Consider the following 16,832-nt stretch of genomic DNA (forward strand, 5'->3'; position numbering starts at 1 on the left):
CCGGCCCGGTGGGAGCTGTTCGTAACGTAAGGCGACAGAACCTCTCATCCCGTGTTCGCGCGGGGTGAGAGCAAAGTTCCTTTCCGGTCACCGGGTGCCACAGTCAGGAAACGCGCCCTCCCTACCTTCGGGACATCACCGCTCAGCACGAACGCACCAGCGAGCCCCGGAGCCCCGTGGAGGCGCAATGACAGCCCCTAGCACCGTCCCCGCACCGCCGACCAGGGGCGGCCGCTGGATCCAGCAGTGGGATCCTGAGGACGAGACCTTCTGGAACGAGGGCGGGGAGAAGATCGCCCGCCGCAACCTTCTCTTCTCCGTCCTCTCCGAGCACATCGGGTTCTCGATCTGGACCATGTGGTCCGTGCTCGTCCTCTTCATGGGCCCGGAGTACGGGCTGACCCCGGCGGACAAGTTCCTGCTGACCTCGATGGTCACGCTGGTCGGCGCCGTCGTCCGGGTCCCCTACACCTTCGCCGTGGCCATCTTCGGTGGCCGGAACTGGACGATCGTCTCGGCCGGCCTCCTCATCATTCCGACCGTCGCCGCGTTCACGGTGATGGAGCCAGGCACCTCGTTCAACACCTTCCTCCTGGTCGGCCTGCTGGCCGGTATCGGCGGTGGCAACTTCGCCTCCTCCATGACCAACATCAACGCCTTCTTCCCGCTCCGGAAGAAGGGGTGGGCCCTCGGGCTCAACGCCGGCGGCGGCAACATCGGGGTGCCGGTGATCCAGCTGATCGCGCTCGCCGTCATCGGCGCCAGCGGCGGCCCGCGCGTCCTGCTGGGCATCTACATCCCGCTGATCGTGATCGCAGCAGTCCTGGCCGCCCTCTTCATGGACAACCTGGCCTCCGTGAAGAACGACACCGGTGCCGCCAAGGACGCCGCGCGGGACGCCCACACCTGGATCATGTCCTTCCTCTACATCGGCACCTTCGGCTCCTTCATCGGCTACGCCTTCGCCTTCGGCCAGGTCCTCCAGGTCCAGTTCGGCCGTACGCCGCTGGAGGCCGCCTACGTCACCTTCATCGGTCCGCTGCTCGGCTCCCTGATCCGCCCGCTGGGCGGCTGGCTCGCCGACAAGTACGGCGGCGCCCGGATCAGCCTCTACAACTACGTCGCCATGGGTGTGGCGACCGCGGTCCTGATCTTCGCCAGCATGGAGAAGTCGCTGCCGCTGTTCGTCACCGCGTTCGTGATCCTCTTCGTCCTGACCGGCCTGGGCAACGGGTCGACCTTCAAGATGATCCCCGGCATCTTCCAGGCCAAGGCCCTCGCCAAGGGGCTGCAGGGAGAAGAGGCCGCCGCCTACGGCCGTCGCCTCTCCGGTGCCTCCATGGGACTGATCGGAGCGGTGGGCGCGCTGGGCGGCGTCGGCATCAACCTGGCCTTCCGCCAGTCCTTCATCTCCAACGGCTCCGGCACCGGCGCCTTCGTCGTCTTCCTCGCCTTCTACGCCGCCTGCTTCGTGGTCACCTGGGCCGTATACCTTCGCCGCTCGGCCTCCCGGATTCAGGCCTCCTCGGCCACCTCCGAAGCGAAGTCGCAGCTCAGCTACGCCGAGGTGTGACGTAACACTGGCGACATCAAGTCGAACCGAGCCTGTCACGCACCATTGGCAGGCTCGCTCGGCATGCAGGTGCCATCACACCCCGTGTAGGTGCAAACGACTCGAGTGCGGGACGAGAGTTATATGTACGACGAACAGCAGCGACCAGAACAACACGGCCCCCTGGCCGGTTTCACGGTAGGCGTGACAGCCGCGCGCCGGGCCGACGAACTGGGCGCACTGCTGCAGCGACGGGGAGCCGCCGTCCTGCATGCACCTGCCCTGCGGATCGTGCAGCTCGCCGACGACAGCGAGCTGCTCGCCGCGACCAAGGGGGTCATCGACGAGGTACCGGATGTCGTGATCGCCACGACGGCCATCGGCTTCCGGGGCTGGGTCGAGGCCGCCGACGGGTGGGGTCTGGGCGAGGACCTGCTGGAGCGGCTGCGCGGTATCGAGCTGCTCGCACGCGGGCCGAAGGTCAAAGGCGCGGTACGGGCCGCCGGGCTGACCGAGGACTGGTCGCCGGAGTCCGAGTCGATGGCCGAGGTGCTCGACCGGCTGCTGGAGGAGGGCGTCGAGGGCCGCCGTATCGCCATCCAGCTGCACGGCGAGCCGCTGCCCGGGTTCGTGGAGGCGCTGCGGGCCGGGGGAGCGGAGGTGCTCGGGATCCCTGTCTACCGGTGGATGCCGCCGGAGGACATCGGGCCCGTGGACCGGCTTCTCGACGCGACGGTCTCCCGTGGTCTGGACGCGCTGACCTTCACGAGCGCGCCTGCCGCGGCGTCCTTGCTGAACCGGGCGGAGGAGCGCGGCTTGCTGCCGGAGCTGCTGGCCGCCCTGAACCATGACGTCCTGCCTGCCTGTGTCGGCCCGGTCACCGCGCTGCCGCTCCAGGCCCGGGGCGTCGACACGGTCTCGCCCGACCGCTTCCGCCTCGGTCCCCTGGTCCAGCTCCTCTGCCAGGAGCTCCCGGCCAGGGCCCGTTCCCTCCCCATCGCCGGTCACCGGGTCGAGATCCGTGGCCATGCGGTCCTCGTCGACGGTGTCCTTCGTCCGGTGCCGCCGGCCGGTATGTCGTTGTTGCGTGCCCTGTCCCGCCGTCCAGGCTGGGTGGTGGCGAGGGCGGAGCTGCTGCGCGCGCTCCCGGGTGCGGGTCGCGACGAACACGCGGTGGAGACGGCGATGGCTCGCCTCCGCACGGCGCTCGGCGCGCCGAAGCTCATCCAGACGGTCGTGAAGCGCGGCTACCGCCTGGCCCTGGACCCGGCGGCCGACGCGAAGTACTCGGACGCGTAAGCCCCGGGCTTTTTTCCTCGCCCTCGCCGCCCCTACCCGTCCCATCGCTGGGGGCTGCGCCCCCAGACCCCCGCTGTCGGCCCCGAAGGGGCCTTGTCCTCAAACGCCGGACGGCCTGAGATGCCTGGACCGGCGTCAGAGAATCCAGTGCCGATCCACACAATTCAGCCCCTCCGGCGTTTGAGGAGCGGGGTCCAGGGGGGCGGGAACGGGTAGGGGCGGCGGGGGCGAGATCAAGGGGACGTCAGGCGGGCGTACCGCACCAGCGCCCGGGCCAGGCAGCCCAGCGCCACCGTCGACAGCAGCGCCCGCACCACGTTCCACGCCACCCACGCGTCCTCGAACTCCTCCCGGGCCGCAGCGGAGTCCGTCGCACGGTCGAGGGCGTCGTTCAGCGGGATGTTGAAGGCGACCGTCACCAGGAAGGCGAGGGCGTAGGCCACCAGGCCCGCCCACACCCACCGGCGGTACCCCGCACCCCGCGCCTGCCACGCCGCCACCCCCGTGAGCACCAGCGCCCCGAGGAAGCCGAGCATGAACACCGGGTTCTGGATCACGTCGTTGATGTTCCGCATCACCTCGACGTAGACCGCGTCGTCGCTGCGCGCCAGCCCCGGCATCACCGCGCAGGCGAAGACGTAGAAGGCCCCGGCGATCAGGCCCATCGCGACCGTGGCCGCCCCCAGTACGGTTCCCGCGCTCTTCTTCGTCGTCATGCCCTCCAGTCAACGGCCGGCACATCCCCCGGAACATGGTCCAAAGGCGCATCCCCATACGCACACGTCCACGCCTCCCCGGTACGAGGGGTTCCGACGGCGAGAGCGGGAAGGCACTGTGAGAGGGAGCTTTTTCTCCCAGCCCCTTCTCACCGGCCCCTCACGCGCAGGGCACCTCTAGGCGGTGACAGGCACATGGCACTGGGTACGGCCACGGCCCCGTACGAGCTGCGGTTCGACGCGGGGCGGATCTGCCTCGATCTCCTCGCGACCACCCACCCCGTCGAACGGCTCGACTCGACCGAGGCATTGTTCGCCTGGGTCACCGGAGCCGGGCTCGTACCACCGGACACCCCGTTGGCACACGCCGATGCGTCCTGGCTCGTAGGGTTTCGCGAACTTCGTGGGCAGACAAGCCAATTGGTACGCGCAAGACTCGTCCCCGAGCCCTGGCCGTCCTACGACCGCGCGCTCGCCCGCGTCAACGACCTGGCCCGCACCGCGCCTCCGGCACCGCGTGCCGTGCAGGGGGAGGACGGCACCCTCGTCAGGGAGTTGGCGAGCCCTCCCGAACTCGCCGCGCTGCTCGGTGCGATCGCCCGGGACGCGGTCGAACTGCTCACCGACCCCGTCGCACGGGCGTGTCTGCGGCAGTGCGCCGGCGACAACTGCCCGATCGTTTATCTCGATACGTCCCGGGGTCGCAGGAGGCGCTGGTGCTCCAGTGAGGTCTGCGGGAACCGCGAAAGGGTGGCCCGGCACCGGCGTCGGGCCGCACTCGCACGCGCCTGAGGGGGCGTTATGTCCCTTCTGTGGAACGGGTGTCGAAGTGATTTCGATTACATGCCGTTTACTCGCGGCGGCTCACGGGCAGTCACGGCGTTCGAGCCAATGTGGCGGAAATGTAAAGATCGAGGGGTGGGTATGTGCACCCATGTCCCCCTAGTCTCGGCATCCAGAAGAAAACTGTCATGTCACTTTGAACACTCAACGGCTCGCGTCCGTACCCCGTGTTGAGCGACCGGCTGGGGGAACCCCCGGACATCGGAGGTGGGCGTGCGCAAGGATTCCGTCGTGGCCAATGAACGTGGATCGAGGGCCCGACATCGCATGTCCCAGCCCTCGGAACCTGATGAGGAGCTCATGCGTGCTCTGTACAGAGAGCACGCAGGACCCCTGCTCGCCTATGTGCTGCGGCTGGTCGCCGGAGACCGCCAAAGAGCAGAGGACGTCGTGCAGGAGACGCTGATCCGTGCCTGGAAGAACGCCGGTCAGCTCAATCGAGCGACCGGATCTGTACGCCCCTGGCTGGTGACGGTCGCCCGGCGCATCGTCATCGACGGCCACCGAAGCCGGCAGGCCCGGCCGCAGGAGGTCGATCCGTCGCCGCTGGAGGTCATCCCCGCGGAGGACGAGATCGACAAGGCGCTGTGGTTGATGACGCTGTCGGACGCGCTCGACGACCTGACTCCCGCGCACCGGGAGGTGCTCGTCGAGACGTACTTCAAGGGGCGTACCGTCAATGAGGCGGCCGAGACGCTCGGGATACCCAGCGGCACCGTTCGCTCAAGGGTCTTCTATGCCCTGCGGTCGATGAAGCTGGCACTGGAGGAGCGGGGGGTGACGGCGTGATGAGTGTTTACGGGGGAAACCAGGGATTCGGTAGTGGTGGTTCGGGTATGTCTGGCTCCATGCAGGGTTCTCCGGTGCCGAACGAGCACGAGACCGTCGGCGCCTACGCCCTCGGGATTCTCGACGACACCGAGGCAACCGCTTTCGAGATGCACCTCGCGACCTGCGAGTGGTGCGCCCAGCAGCTCGACGAGCTAGCCGGGATGGAACCGATGCTGGCCGCACTCGCGGACCTGCCCGGCTCCGGCACCCCCGCGATCGGCGAGTCCCTGTCCGCCAAGCCCAGTCCGCGGCTGGTGAACAAGCTCGTCGACGAGGTCTCCGAACGCCGAGCCCAGAAGCGCCGGCGCGCCTTCTACATGGTGGCCGCGGCGGCCGCCCTGATCATCGGCGGTCCCCTGGTAGCCGTAGGGGCGACCGGCGACGACTCCGGCGGAAACGTCTCCGCGCACACGACGAGCAGCAGCCCCGCCAAGGAAGCCTTCGACGCCATCGACGACAAGCTGACGGCGACCGACCCCAGCACGGACGTCAGTGCGACCGTCGCCGTGGAGGAGAAGGCCTGGGGCACCCACGCCGTCCTCCAGCTGAAGAACGTCAAGGGCCCGGAGAAGTGCTCCCTCATCGCCGTCGGCAAGAACGGCGAGCGTGAGACGGTCACCTCCTGGTCCGTCCCGACCTGGGGTTATGGCATCGCCAACGCCAAGACCGAGCAGGCCAAGGAGCCGCTCTACGTCCACGGCGGCGCCGCTTTCGACCTGAACGACATCGACCACTTCGAGGTCATGACCTTCGGCGGCAAGCGACTCGTCGAAGTCGACGCGTAGCTGACGTAGCTGCATCGGGTCCCCTTCGCGTACGGTTGACGGCTGCCCAGCACGTCAGAAGGGGGCCCGGTGGCCGCTCAGGCTCAACAGACTGCGGTCGACTCGATTCACGACTCGGTTCGGGATCGGGAGATCAGCGTCGAACAGGAACACCTTGACCGGGTGTACCGGCGTCTCGAGGAGAAGATCCACGAGGCGGAGTTCCTGATGAACGACGCGGCCAAGCGTGGCCAGGTCGGCACCCCCGGCGCACTCGCCGAGCGGGACGCGCAGGTTTTCCGGGCGGGGGTGCACCTCAACCGGCTCAACAACGAGTTCGAGGACTTCCTCTTCGGCCGGATCGACCTGCTCCTCGGCAAGGACGGCAAGAAGGGGCCCGACGGCGCCTACACCGCCGTGGAACCCGCCGACGGCGCCGTGCGGGACGACAACACCGCCGACATCGCCGAGACCCTGCACATCGGCCGGATCGGAGTCCTGGACTCCGAGTACGCGCCGCTCGTCATCGACTGGAGGGCCCCGGCCGCGGCGCCCTTCTACCGCTCCACCCCGGTCGACCCCGGCCGGGTGGTGCGCCGACGGGTCATCCGCTCCAAGGGCCGCCGCGTCCTCGGTGTCGAGGACGACCTCATGCGCCCCGAGCTCAAGGCCTTCCTCGACGGCCACGAGCTGGCCGTCATCGGCGACGGCGCCCTGATGGCCGCCCTCGGCCAGGCCCGCAGCCACACCATGCGGGACATCGTCGCCTCCATCCAGGCCGAGCAGGACCTGGTCATCCGGGCGCCCGCGGCCTCGGTGACCTACGTCGAGGGAGGCCCGGGGACGGGCAAGACGGCCGTGGCCCTGCACCGCGCCGCCTACCTGCTCTACCAGGACCGGCGCCGCTACTCCGGCGGCATCCTCATCGTCTCGCCGACCCCGCTCCTGGTGGCGTACACCGAGGGCGTGCTCCCCTCGCTGGGCGAGGAGGGCCAGGTCGCCATCCGGGCGATCGGCTCGCTCGTCGACGGCGTGGAGGCCACGCTGTACGACTCTCCGTCCACGGCCCGCGCCAAGGGCTCGTACCGGATGCTCAAGGTGCTGCGGAAGGCGGCACGAGGGGCGCTGGAGGGCGGCTCGGGCAACAGCGCGTCCGCGGGCGCCCCGGCCGGGCAGCGCGGCTCCGGGAGGCGGCGCCGTCGCGGCGAGGCGGCCGGCCAGCTCTCCTTCGGCGCCGGTGACGCGGACCAGCTCGCCTTCGGTGACGACGACGACACCCCCGCCCAGGCCACAGCGGGCCCGGCCTCCCGTCTGCGCGTGGTGGCCTTCGGGCGCCGCCTGGAGCTGGAGGCGCCGGAGCTGGAACGTATCCGCCACTCCGCGCTCAGCGGCACCGCCCCCGTGAACCTGTTGCGCCCCCGGGCCCGCAGGCTCCTCCTGGACGCCCTGTGGGCCCGCTCCGGCGCCGCCGGACGGCACACCGACCCGGAGCTCGCCGCCGAGCTGCGCTCCTCCTTCGACGAGGACGTCAGCACCGAGGACAGCTTCATCGACTTCCTGAACGCCTGGTGGCCGGAGCTCACCCCGAAGGCCGTCCTCACCGCCATGGCCGACGAGCGCCGCCTGGGCCGCTGGGCCCGCCGGATCCTCAACCCCGGCGAGGTTCGCAAGGTCGCCCGTTCGCTGCGGCGGGACGGGTACTCCGTGCACGACATCGCCATGCTCGACGAGCTCCAGGCGATCCTCGGCACCCCGGCCCGCCCCAGGAAGAGACGCGACCTGGACCCGCTCGACCAACTGACCGGCCTGGAGGAGCTGATGCCGGTCCGCGAGGAGACCCAGCGCGAACGCGCCGAGCGGCTCGCCGAGGAGCGCACCGAGTACGCCCACGTCATCGTCGACGAGGCCCAGGACCTCACGCCGATGCAGTGGCGCATGGTCGGCCGCCGTGGCCGGCACGCCACCTGGACGGTCGTCGGCGACCCGGCCCAGTCCTCCTGGTCCGACCCCGACGAGGCCGCCGAGGCCAGGGACGAGGCCCTGGGCACGCGTCCGCGCCGGCGCTTCCAGCTCACCGTGAACTACCGCAACCCCTCGGAGATCGCCGAGCTCGCCTCCAGGGTGCTGGCCCTCGCGATGCCCGGCTCCGAGTCCCCGAGGGCCGTACGGTCCACCGGTGTCGAACCCCGCTTCGCCGTCGTACGGGAGTCCCTCGCGAGCGCCGTCCGCGAGGAGGCCGCCCGTCTCCTCGACCGGGTCGACGGCACGATCGGCGTGGTCGTCGCCATGCAGCGCCGCGAGGAGGCCGCCCGCTGGCTCGCCGGGCTCGGCGACCGGGTGGTGGCCCTGGGCAGCCTGGAGGCCAAGGGTCTGGAGTACGACGCGACGGTCGTCGTCTCCCCGGCCGAGATCGCCGACGAGTCCCCGGCCGGCCTGCGGGTGCTGTACGTGGCCCTCACCCGGGCGACCCAGCAGCTGACCGTCGTGTCGGGGGAGCGCGACCAGCCCGACGCGACCGGGGTGCCCGACCTTCTCAGAGATTGATCGATATGAACTGTCGAGACGGGAATGGCCTTACGGGATCCGTTTGTTAGCCTGGGTGTGACACCGGCCCGATCCAAGCCCCCGGGCCCAACCTTCGTCCCTCAGAGGGACCACTTGCCGCGAGGCGAGCATGGCGGGTCGGTGTCACTGACAACGAGAGAGGCCCACGTCCACGGACGTGGGCCTCTCTCGTTGTGAACAAAACGTTCGCAATCCAACGCGGCTAACGCCTACTCGACAGTAGGTGCGACGATCGGACGGCATACAGCGTCACAGGAAAAAGCAGAGGAAGTCGGCCATGGCAACGGCGCCCAGCGTCTCCTACTCGATCACGGTCCGTCTGGAGGTGCCCGCGAGCGGAACCGCGGTCTCCCAGATCACCACGGCCGTGGAGTCCCACGGAGGCTCGGTGACCGGCCTCGACGTGACCGCTTCCGGCCACGAGAAGCTCCGCATCGACGTCACCATCGCGGCGACCTCCACGGCCCACGCCGAGGAGATCGTCGAGCAGCTGCGCGGCATCGAGGACGTCACGCTCGGCAAGGTCTCCGACCGTACGTTCCTGATGCACCTCGGCGGCAAGATCGAGATGCAGTCCAAGCACCCCATCCGCAACCGTGACGATCTCTCGATGATCTACACACCGGGTGTGGCCCGTGTCTGCATGGCGATCGCCGAGAACCCCGAGGACGCCCGCCGGCTGACCATCAAGCGCAACACCGTTGCGGTCGTGACGGACGGCTCCGCCGTCCTGGGCCTCGGCAACATCGGCCCGATGGCCGCCATGCCGGTCATGGAGGGCAAGGCGGCCCTGTTCAAGCGCTTCGCCGACATCGACGCCTGGCCGCTGTGCCTGGACACCCAGGACACCGACGAGATCGTCGCGATCGTCAAGGCGATCGCCCCGGGCTTCGCCGGCATCAACCTCGAGGACATCTCCGCGCCCCGCTGCTTCGAGATCGAGGCCCGGCTGCGCGAGGCCCTCGACATCCCCGTCTTCCACGACGACCAGCACGGCACCGCGATCGTCGTGCTCGCCGCGCTGAAGAACGCGCTTCGGGTCACCGGCAAGGCGATCGAGAACATTCGCGTCGTCATGTCCGGTGCGGGCGCGGCCGGTACGGCCATCCTCAAGCTGCTGATCGCCGCGGGTGTCAAGAACGCCGTCGTCGCCGACATCCACGGTGTCGTGCACGCGGGCCGCGAGGACCTGGTGTCCGCCGCCGCGGACTCGCCGCTGCGCTGGATCGCCGACAACACCAACCCCGAGAGCCTCACGGGCACGCTGAAGGAGGCCGTGCGCGGCGCGGACGTCTTCATCGGCGTCTCCGCCCCGAACGTCCTGGACGGCGACGACGTGGCCGCCATGGCCGAGGGCGCCATCGTGTTCGCGCTCGCGAACCCCGACCCCGAGGTGGACCCGGCGATCGCCCGCCAGACGGCGGCGGTCGTGGCCACCGGCCGCTCCGACTTCCCGAACCAGATCAACAACGTGCTGGTCTTCCCGGGTGTCTTCCGCGGTCTGCTGGACGCGCAGTCCCGCACGGTGAACACGGACATGATGCTGGCCGCCGCGACCGCCCTGTCGGACGTGGTGACCGAGGACGAGCTGAACCCGAACTACATCATCCCCAGCGTCTTCAACGACAAGGTCGCGGGCGCGGTCGCCGGAGCGGTTCGCGAGGCGGCGAAGGCGGCGGCGTCCTCGTAGGACGATGTGCTCGGGCTGTGAGGATCACCACGGCAAGGCCTTGCATCGGCGCGTCGTGGAACCCGGGGCTCCTGGCCGCCGTTTATCGTGTCGGCCAGGCTCGGGGCCTCTCTTCGTGTGACACCCAAGGGTGTTCTCACGATTCCTACGGGTGCCGGATTGGCTTTCGCGCCGCAGGTGGGGGCAGGATGCGTCTCTGGGCGCGAGGGTCTGACGACGGACCCGGGTCCGGGGCCTTACCGAGAACCCTGGCAGCATCGGCATCGCTGTGCCGAATGTGCGGCTACGCCGCGTGGCACGCCCCAACGGCAAAAGAACACGGGAGTAACAACATGAACCGCAGTGAGCTGGTGGCCGCCCTGGCCGACCGCGCCGAGGTGACCCGCAAGGACGCCGACGCCGTGCTGGCCGCGTTCGCCGAGACCGTCGGCGAGATCGTCGCCAAGGGCGACGAGAAGGTCACCATCCCCGGCTTCCTGACCTTCGAGCGCACCCACCGTGCCGCTCGCACCGCGCGCAACCCGCAGACCGGCGACCCGATCCAGATCCCCGCCGGTTACAGCGTCAAGGTCTCCGCGGGCAGCAAGCTCAAGGAAGCCGCCAAGGGCAAGTAAGGCCTGACGGTACGTCCGGTACGACGTACGAGGCAGTAACGCCAATGGGGCGGCCCCTTTTCCGGGGGCCGCCCCATCGTCGTACTCAGGACTGGGCTATCCGAGGGCCTTGCCCGGCAGTTCGACCTTCGCGCCCAGCTCGACCAACTTCTCCATGAAGTTCTCGTAGCCGCGGTTGATGAGGTCGATGCCGTGGACCCGTGAGGTCCCCTGGGCCGCGAGGGCGGCGATCAGGTAGGAGAAGCCGCCGCGGAGGTCGGGGATGACCAGGTCGGCGCCCTGGAGCTTCGTCGGGCCCGACACGACGGCCGAGTGGAGGAAGTTGCGCTGGCCGAAGCGGCAGTCGCTGCCGCCCAGGCACTCGCGGTACAGCTGGATGTGAGCACCCATCTGGTTGAGCGCGGAGGTGAATCCGAGGCGGGACTCGTAGACCGTCTCGTGGATGATCGACAGGCCCGTGGCCTGGGTGAGCGCCACGACCAGCGGCTGCTGCCAGTCCGTCTGGAAGCCCGGGTGCACGTCGGTTTCGAGCGCGATGGACTTCAACTGGCCGCCGGGGTGCCAGAAGCGGATGCCCTCGTCGTCGATCTCGAAGGCGCCGCCCACCTTCCGGTAGGTGTTCAGGAACGTCATCATCGAGCGCTGCTGGGCGCCGCGGACGTAGATGTTGCCTTCGGTCGCCAGCGCCGCGGAAGCCCACGAGGCGGCCTCCAGGCGGTCCGGGAGGGCGGCGTGGTTGTAGCCGCCGAGCTGGTCCACACCGGTGACACGGATCGTGCGGTCGGTGTCCATCGCGATGATGGCGCCCATCTTCTGCAGAACGCAGATGAGGTCCTCGATCTCCGGTTCCACCGCGGCGTTGGAGAGCTCGGTGACACCTTCGGCGAGGACGGCCGTGAGCAGCACCTGCTCGGTCGCGCCCACCGACGGGTACGGCAGCCGGATCTTCGTACCGCGAAGACGCCGCGGCGCCTCCAGGAACTGCCCGTCCGCCCGCTTCTCGATCGTCGCGCCGAACTGCCGCAGCACCTCGAAGTGGAAGTCGATGGGCCGGCCGCCGATGTCGCAGCCGCCGAGACCGGGGATGAAGGCGTGCCCGAGGCGGTGCAGCAGCGGGCCGCACAGCAGGATCGGGATACGGCTGGAACCCGCGTGGGCATCGATGTCAGCGACGTTCGCGCTCTCGACGTGCGTGGGGTCCATCACCAACTCGCCCGGCTCCTCACCCGGACGGACCGTCACCCCGTGCAGTTGCAGGAGACCGCGTACGACCCGCACGTCACGGATGTCCGGAACGTTGCGCAGTCGACTCGGTCCGCTGCCCAGCAGGGCGGCGACCATGGCCTTCGGTACGAGGTTCTTCGCACCGCGAACACGGATCTCGCCCTCCAGCGGGGTGCCGCCGTGGACAAGCAGTACGTCGTCAGAGCCGTTGACGGTCATGTATCTCGCGTTCCGATTGGTGGGGCAGGTGGCCAGAAGGGAAAGGGTAATCGCCGCCCACCCCCCTTCCGTAAGCCCAAGTGCCGCCCAGCCACGTCATAGCTGTGTCACAACACGTGCCGTGCGTTCCCGGGCACATGGGGTCACGGGGGCAGTTGTGCGCGTGGGGCGCGTGGTTGCGCTCTGAGCTGCATTCACGGCCGTACCGGCATTGCCTCCCCGCTCGCGGGGAAGATGCGGGATCATGTCTGGCATGACCGAGGTGTCCTCGCTCACAGGGCGGTTGCTCGTGGCAACGCCCGCCCTGGCGGACCCGAACTTCGACCGTGCGGTGGTGCTCCTTCTCGACCACGACGAGGAGGGCTCCCTCGGTGTCGTCCTCAACCGGCCCACCCCGGTGGACGTGGGCGACATCCTGGAGGGCTGGGCGGACCTCACCGGTGAGCCCGGCGTCGTCTTCCAGGGCGGCCCGGTCTCTCTCGACTCCGCGCTCGGCGTGGCCGTCATCCCGGGCGGCGCGTCCGGCGAGCGCGCCCCGCTGGGCTGGCGGCGGGTGCACGGCGCGATCGGACTGGTCGACCTGGAGGCACCACCGGAACTTCTCGCCTCGGCCCTGGGGTCGCTGAGGATCTTCGCCGGATACGCCGGCTGGGGGCCCGGTCAGCTGGAGGACGAGCTGGTCGAGGGCGCCTGGTACGTCGTCGAGTCCGAACCCGGCGACGTCTCCTCCCCGTCCCCGGAAAGACTCTGGCGCGAGGTTCTGCGCCGCCAGCGCAACGAGCTCGCGATGGTGGCCACGTATCCGGACGACCCTTCGCTCAACTGATGTCTGTGAGCTTCAGTACGCTTGCCTTTATGAGCACTCTTGAGCCTGAGACCCAGCCGCAGCGCGGGACTGGTACGGGGACCCTCGTAGAGCCGACGCCGCAGGTGTCCCACGGCGACGGTGACCACGAGCGCTTCGCCCACTATGTCCAGAAGGACAAGATCATGGCGAGCGCCCTCGACGGGACCCCCGTCGTGGCGCTGTGCGGCAAGGTCTGGGTGCCGGGCCGCGACCCGAAGAAGTACCCCGTGTGTCCCATGTGCAAGGAGATCTACGAGTCCATGGGTGCCGGCGGGGACGGCGACGGCAAGGGCGGCGGCGACAAGTAGGCCGCTGTCGGGCCCGCTGCCCGACTGAGCTTCGCGAGGCCCCCGGGGCGCGTTTTTGCGCGCTCCGGGGGCCTTTCGCATGCCCTCGCATGTCACGAAGTGGTTGAGACCTCTTGTGGGCATGTTCATGTAGTCCCTAGCCTCCGTTGTGCAGAGCGAAACTGTCATTGCATATGTTGCAACGCATGCTCGGAGGCCCCACTCCATGAAGCGCTCCCCCCGATCCCCCCGCCTGGCCGTCCTGCTCACGGCCCTCGTCGTCACCGCCTGCGCCCCGCAGACCTCCACCAACTCCTCCTCCGACAAGGACGAGAAGACCGGCACCCTGCGCGTCTGGCTCTTCCAGGAGGTCGGCAACAAGCCCAAGGAGAAGGTCGTCGACTCGGTCGTGACCGCCTTCCAGAAGGCTCACAAGGACACGAAGGTCGACGTCGAGTACATCCCGATCGACACCCGCGCCCAGCGCGTCAAGGCCGCCTTCAACGACCCGAAGTCCGCGCCCGACGTCATGGAGTACGGCAACACCGACACCGCCGGCTATGTGAAGGACGGCGGACTCCTCGACGTCACCGAGGAGTTCGGCGCCTGGCGCGAGGCGAAGGACACCGACCCGACGGCGAAGCAGTCGGTCACGGTGGACGGCAAGGTGTACGGGGCGCCGTTCTACGTCGGCGTGCGTGCCCTGTACTACCGCACGGACGTCTTCAAGAAGCTCGGCCTCGACGTGCCGAAGTCGATGGCCGAGCTGGCTTCCACGGCCCGCAGGATCCGTGCCGCCGAGCCCGAGTTGTACGGTCTGGTCGTCGGCGGCGCCTACACCTACGGCGCGATGCCGTTCGTGTGGGCCAACGGCGGCGAACTCGCCACCGGCACGGCGGGCTCGTACACGTCCGCGATCGACAGCGCGGCGGCCCGGAAGGGCATCGAGGCGTACACGTCCCTGTTCTCGGACGACAACTGCCCCGCCGCCAAGTGCGCGGGCTTCGGCGGCAACGACACGATCACCGCGTTCGCGGCCGGCAAGGCGGGCATGGCGATCGGCGGCGACTTCAGCCACACGGCGGTCGAGGCGGGGAAGGTCAAGGGCAAGTACGCGGTCGTCCCGCTGCCGGGCGTCGCGTCCGGCTCGATCGCTCCGGCCTTCGCGGGCGGCAACAACATCGGCGTACTGAAGAGCACGTCGCATCGGACGCTGGCCGTCGAGCTGATGGAGCAGCTTTCGTCGAAGAAGACGCAGGCCTCGATGTTCGACGCGATGGGCTTTCTGCCGACGTTCACCGATGTGCGGCAGCAGGTGGCGGCGGAGAAGCCGTATGTGAAGCCGTTCGCGCAGACGCTGGGAGCGGGGACGAAGTTCGTGCCGGCGTCGCCGGGATGGTCGCAGATCGACTCGTCGCTGGTGTTGCCGACGATGTTGCAGGAGGTCATCAGCGGTAAGAAGGATGTGGCCGCGGCGTCCGAGGAAGCGGCCGCGAAGATGGACGAGGCGTTCGGCTCCGCCGGATGAGTGCGCCTACCGGCTCGGGGGCTGCGGAACGGGTGCGGGTGCGGGTCGTTCGTGGCTCGTCGCGCCCACGCGGCGGTAGCCGCAAATTCAACACAGCCCCGCGCCCCTGGCGGCGTCAGAGGGCCCGGCGGCAAAAGGCTCCCTGGCTCTATCTCGCCCCGGCCCTCGTCGTTCTTGGTGGACTGCTCGTCTACCCCATCTATCAGCTTGGGCTGATCTCCCTCTTCAAGTACACCCAGGCCCAGGTCAGTGGTGGTGAACCCACCACCTTCGAGGGGTTCGGGAACTACGCGGAGGTCTTCTCCGACGACCAGTTCTGGCAAGTACTGCTCGCCACCGTCGTCTTCGCCGCGGCCTGTGTCGTGTCCACCCTTGGTGTCGGGTGTGCCCTCGCCGTGCTGCTCACGCGGGTGCGGGCCGTGCCGCGGCTGGCGTTGATGCTGGCCGGGCTGGGGGCCTGGGCGACCCCGGCCGTCACGGGCTCGACGGTGTGGCTGTTTCTGTTCGACGCGGACTTCGGGCCGGTGAACAGGGTCCTGGGCCTCGGTGACTACTCGTGGACGTACGGGCGTTTCAGCGCCTTCTTCCTCGTACTGCTCGAAGTGGTGTGGTGCTCCTTCCCCTTCGTGATGGTCACGGTCTACGCCGGTATCCGCGCCGTCCCGGGCGAGGTGCTGGAGGCCGCGGCCCTCGACGGTGCCTCGCACTGGCGGATCTGGCGGTCCGTGCTGGCACCGATGCTGCGGCCGATCCTGGTGGTCGTCACCATCCAGTCGGTCATCTGGGACTTCAAGGTCTTCACGCAGATCTACGTCATGACGAACGGCGGCGGCATCGCGGGCCAGAACCTCGTCCTGAACGTCTACGCCTACCAGCAGGCGTTCGCTTCCTCGCAGTACGGCCTCGGCTCGGCGATCGGGATCGTGATGCTGCTGATCCTGCTCGCCGTGACGCTGGTGTATCTGCGGCTGCTCCGCAGGCAGGGGGAGGAACTGTGAATCTTGTACGAGCCGGAGCGCGGCCTTTTGTGAGGCGTCCGTGGCGGTTGGCCGCCGAGGCGTCCGCGCTGCTGATCGCGATGGTGGTCGCCTTCCCCCTCTACTGGATGGTGCTGAGCGCCTTCAAACCGGCCGGGGAGATCGAGTCGACCGAGCCGCGGCCCTGGACGCTTTCGCCCTCCCTGGATTCCTTCCGGCGCGTGTTCGGCCAGCAGGATTTCGGTCGGTATTTCGTCAACAGCCTTGTCGTGGCGTGCACTGTGGTGATCGCCTCCGCACTGATCGCGTTTCTCGCGGCGACCGCGGTGACACGATTCCGCTTCCGCTTCCGGACCACGCTGCTGATCATGTTTCTGGTGGCGCAGATGGTGCCGGTGGAGGCACTCACCATCCCCCTCTTCTTCCTCATGCGGGACTTCGGCCAGCTGAACACGCTGGGTTCGCTGATCCTGCCGCACATCGCCTTCTCGCTGCCCTTCGCGATCTGGATGCTGCGGGGGTTCGTGAAAGCGGTGCCCGAGGCGCTGGAGGAGGCCGCGTACATCGACGGGGCGAGCCGGTCGCGATTCCTGTGGCAGATCCTTTTCCCGCTCGTGTTCCCCGGGTTGGTGGCCACGAGCGTGTTTTCCTTCATCTCGGCCTGGAACGACTTCCTGTTCGCCAAGTCGTTCATCATCAGCGACACGTCCCAGTCGACGCTGCCGATGGCCCTGCTGGTCTTCTACAAGCCGGACGAGCCGGACTGGGGCGGCGTGATGGCGGCGTCGACGGTGATGACGGTTCCGGTGCTGGTGTTCTTCGTACTCGTACAGCGACGGCTGGTCTCGGGGCTGGGCGGAGCGGTAAAGGACTGAC

Annotated in this window: 15 protein-coding genes; 13 read left to right on the forward strand and 2 right to left on the reverse strand. The window is 68.8% G+C overall.

The features are described 5' to 3' along the window. Positions 1-187 precede the first annotated feature (187 nt). Entirely contained in the window at positions 188-1,573 is a 1,386-nt protein-coding gene (locus ACWD3I_RS00340) for a nitrate/nitrite transporter (protein ID WP_365406651.1), read from the forward strand. Positions 1,574-1,696: 123 nt separating this feature from the next. Further along, the gene (locus tag ACWD3I_RS00345; protein ID WP_365406654.1) at positions 1,697-2,851 is read left to right on the forward strand and encodes a uroporphyrinogen-III synthase; all 1,155 of its coding nucleotides are present in this window, start codon (positions 1,697-1,699) and stop codon (positions 2,849-2,851) included. Positions 2,852-3,084: 233 nt separating this feature from the next. Here the strand turns inward: ACWD3I_RS00345 and ACWD3I_RS00350 are convergent, their stop codons facing one another. Further along, on the reverse strand, positions 3,085-3,567 hold the full coding sequence (locus ACWD3I_RS00350) for an anthrone oxygenase family protein (RefSeq protein ID WP_365406657.1): 483 nt from the start codon (positions 3,565-3,567) through the stop codon (positions 3,085-3,087). Positions 3,568-3,762: 195 nt separating this feature from the next. Between ACWD3I_RS00350 and ACWD3I_RS00355 the strand changes: the two genes are divergently transcribed. The 6 genes from ACWD3I_RS00355 (at position 3,763) to ACWD3I_RS00380 (ending at position 10,874) form a co-directional block, all read left to right on the forward strand. Beyond that, a complete protein-coding gene (locus ACWD3I_RS00355; protein ID WP_365406660.1) occupies positions 3,763-4,359 on the forward strand; it encodes a CGNR zinc finger domain-containing protein in 597 nt (198 codons plus the stop codon). A 318-nt stretch (positions 4,360-4,677) separates the two neighbouring features. Then, positions 4,678-5,199 carry a sigma-70 family RNA polymerase sigma factor gene (locus ACWD3I_RS00360; RefSeq protein WP_010039908.1) on the forward strand — a complete coding sequence of 174 codons (522 nt, stop codon included), beginning with the start codon at positions 4,678-4,680 and terminating at the stop codon, positions 5,197-5,199. Beyond that, on the forward strand, positions 5,199-6,026 hold the full coding sequence (locus ACWD3I_RS00365) for a zf-HC2 domain-containing protein (RefSeq protein ID WP_365406664.1): 828 nt from the start codon (positions 5,199-5,201) through the stop codon (positions 6,024-6,026). The genes ACWD3I_RS00360 and ACWD3I_RS00365 overlap by 1 nt, the downstream gene beginning before the upstream one ends. 69 nt (positions 6,027-6,095) lie before the next feature. Continuing rightward, on the forward strand, positions 6,096-8,549 hold the full coding sequence (locus tag ACWD3I_RS00370; protein WP_365406667.1) for a HelD family protein: 2,454 nt from the start codon (positions 6,096-6,098) through the stop codon (positions 8,547-8,549). A 298-nt stretch (positions 8,550-8,847) separates the two neighbouring features. Further along, complete coding sequence (locus tag ACWD3I_RS00375; protein WP_365406670.1) at positions 8,848-10,260, forward strand: NAD-dependent malic enzyme; 1,413 nt, start codon at positions 8,848-8,850, stop codon at positions 10,258-10,260. Between the two features lie 332 nt (positions 10,261-10,592). Next, positions 10,593-10,874: an HU family DNA-binding protein gene (locus ACWD3I_RS00380; protein ID WP_007382399.1), complete on the forward strand. Its 282-nt coding sequence runs from the start codon at positions 10,593-10,595 to the stop codon at positions 10,872-10,874. Between the two features lie 96 nt (positions 10,875-10,970). On the opposite strand, the gene murA is transcribed toward ACWD3I_RS00380, so the two are convergent. Further along, positions 10,971-12,317, reverse strand: a complete 1,347-nt coding sequence (murA, locus tag ACWD3I_RS00385; RefSeq protein WP_046258926.1) for a UDP-N-acetylglucosamine 1-carboxyvinyltransferase — start codon at positions 12,315-12,317, stop codon at positions 10,971-10,973. A gap of 253 nt (positions 12,318-12,570) precedes the next feature. On the opposite strand from murA, the gene ACWD3I_RS00390 reads away from it, so the two are divergent. From ACWD3I_RS00390 to ACWD3I_RS00410, 5 genes are all read left to right on the forward strand, one after another. Beyond that, positions 12,571-13,143: a YqgE/AlgH family protein gene (locus ACWD3I_RS00390; protein WP_046258927.1), complete on the forward strand. Its 573-nt coding sequence runs from the start codon at positions 12,571-12,573 to the stop codon at positions 13,141-13,143. Between the two features lie 29 nt (positions 13,144-13,172). Continuing rightward, on the forward strand, positions 13,173-13,472 hold the full coding sequence (locus ACWD3I_RS00395; RefSeq protein WP_046259009.1) for a DUF3039 domain-containing protein: 300 nt from the start codon (positions 13,173-13,175) through the stop codon (positions 13,470-13,472). A gap of 205 nt (positions 13,473-13,677) precedes the next feature. After that, positions 13,678-14,979 carry an extracellular solute-binding protein gene (locus ACWD3I_RS00400; RefSeq protein WP_365406676.1) on the forward strand — a complete coding sequence of 434 codons (1,302 nt, stop codon included), beginning with the start codon at positions 13,678-13,680 and terminating at the stop codon, positions 14,977-14,979. Next, positions 14,976-15,977, forward strand: a complete 1,002-nt coding sequence (locus ACWD3I_RS00405; RefSeq protein ID WP_365406679.1) for a carbohydrate ABC transporter permease — start codon at positions 14,976-14,978, stop codon at positions 15,975-15,977. The genes ACWD3I_RS00400 and ACWD3I_RS00405 overlap by 4 nt, the downstream gene beginning before the upstream one ends. An 80-nt stretch (positions 15,978-16,057) precedes the next feature. Next, positions 16,058-16,831, forward strand: coding sequence for a carbohydrate ABC transporter permease (locus ACWD3I_RS00410; RefSeq protein WP_365406715.1), 774 nt, complete (start codon positions 16,058-16,060; stop codon positions 16,829-16,831). Position 16,832: the final 1 nt, after the last annotated feature.

Source organism: Streptomyces sp. NPDC002817, assembly GCF_053592055.1.

Bases quoted from the DNA above. Each gene is read 5' to 3' on its own strand.
- ACWD3I_RS00340 (WP_365406651.1), top strand. From the start codon at position 188: ATGACAGCCCCTAGCACCGTCCCCGCACCGCCGACCAGGGGCGGCCGC.
- ACWD3I_RS00345 (WP_365406654.1), top strand. From the start codon at position 1,697: ATGTACGACGAACAGCAGCGACCAGAACAACACGGCCCCCTGGCCGGT.
- ACWD3I_RS00350 (WP_365406657.1), bottom strand. From the start codon at position 3,567: ATGACGACGAAGAAGAGCGCGGGAACCGTACTGGGGGCGGCCACGGTC.
- ACWD3I_RS00355 (WP_365406660.1), top strand. From the start codon at position 3,763: ATGGCACTGGGTACGGCCACGGCCCCGTACGAGCTGCGGTTCGACGCG.
- ACWD3I_RS00360 (WP_010039908.1), top strand. From the start codon at position 4,678: ATGTCCCAGCCCTCGGAACCTGATGAGGAGCTCATGCGTGCTCTGTAC.
- ACWD3I_RS00365 (WP_365406664.1), top strand. From the start codon at position 5,199: ATGAGTGTTTACGGGGGAAACCAGGGATTCGGTAGTGGTGGTTCGGGT.
- ACWD3I_RS00375 (WP_365406670.1), top strand. From the start codon at position 8,848: ATGGCAACGGCGCCCAGCGTCTCCTACTCGATCACGGTCCGTCTGGAG.
- ACWD3I_RS00380 (WP_007382399.1), top strand. From the start codon at position 10,593: ATGAACCGCAGTGAGCTGGTGGCCGCCCTGGCCGACCGCGCCGAGGTG.
- murA (WP_046258926.1), bottom strand. From the start codon at position 12,317: ATGACCGTCAACGGCTCTGACGACGTACTGCTTGTCCACGGCGGCACC.
- ACWD3I_RS00390 (WP_046258927.1), top strand. From the start codon at position 12,571: ATGACCGAGGTGTCCTCGCTCACAGGGCGGTTGCTCGTGGCAACGCCC.
- ACWD3I_RS00395 (WP_046259009.1), top strand. From the start codon at position 13,173: ATGAGCACTCTTGAGCCTGAGACCCAGCCGCAGCGCGGGACTGGTACG.
- ACWD3I_RS00400 (WP_365406676.1), top strand. From the start codon at position 13,678: ATGAAGCGCTCCCCCCGATCCCCCCGCCTGGCCGTCCTGCTCACGGCC.
- ACWD3I_RS00405 (WP_365406679.1), top strand. From the start codon at position 14,976: ATGAGTGCGCCTACCGGCTCGGGGGCTGCGGAACGGGTGCGGGTGCGG.
- ACWD3I_RS00410 (WP_365406715.1), top strand. From the start codon at position 16,058: ATGGTGGTCGCCTTCCCCCTCTACTGGATGGTGCTGAGCGCCTTCAAA.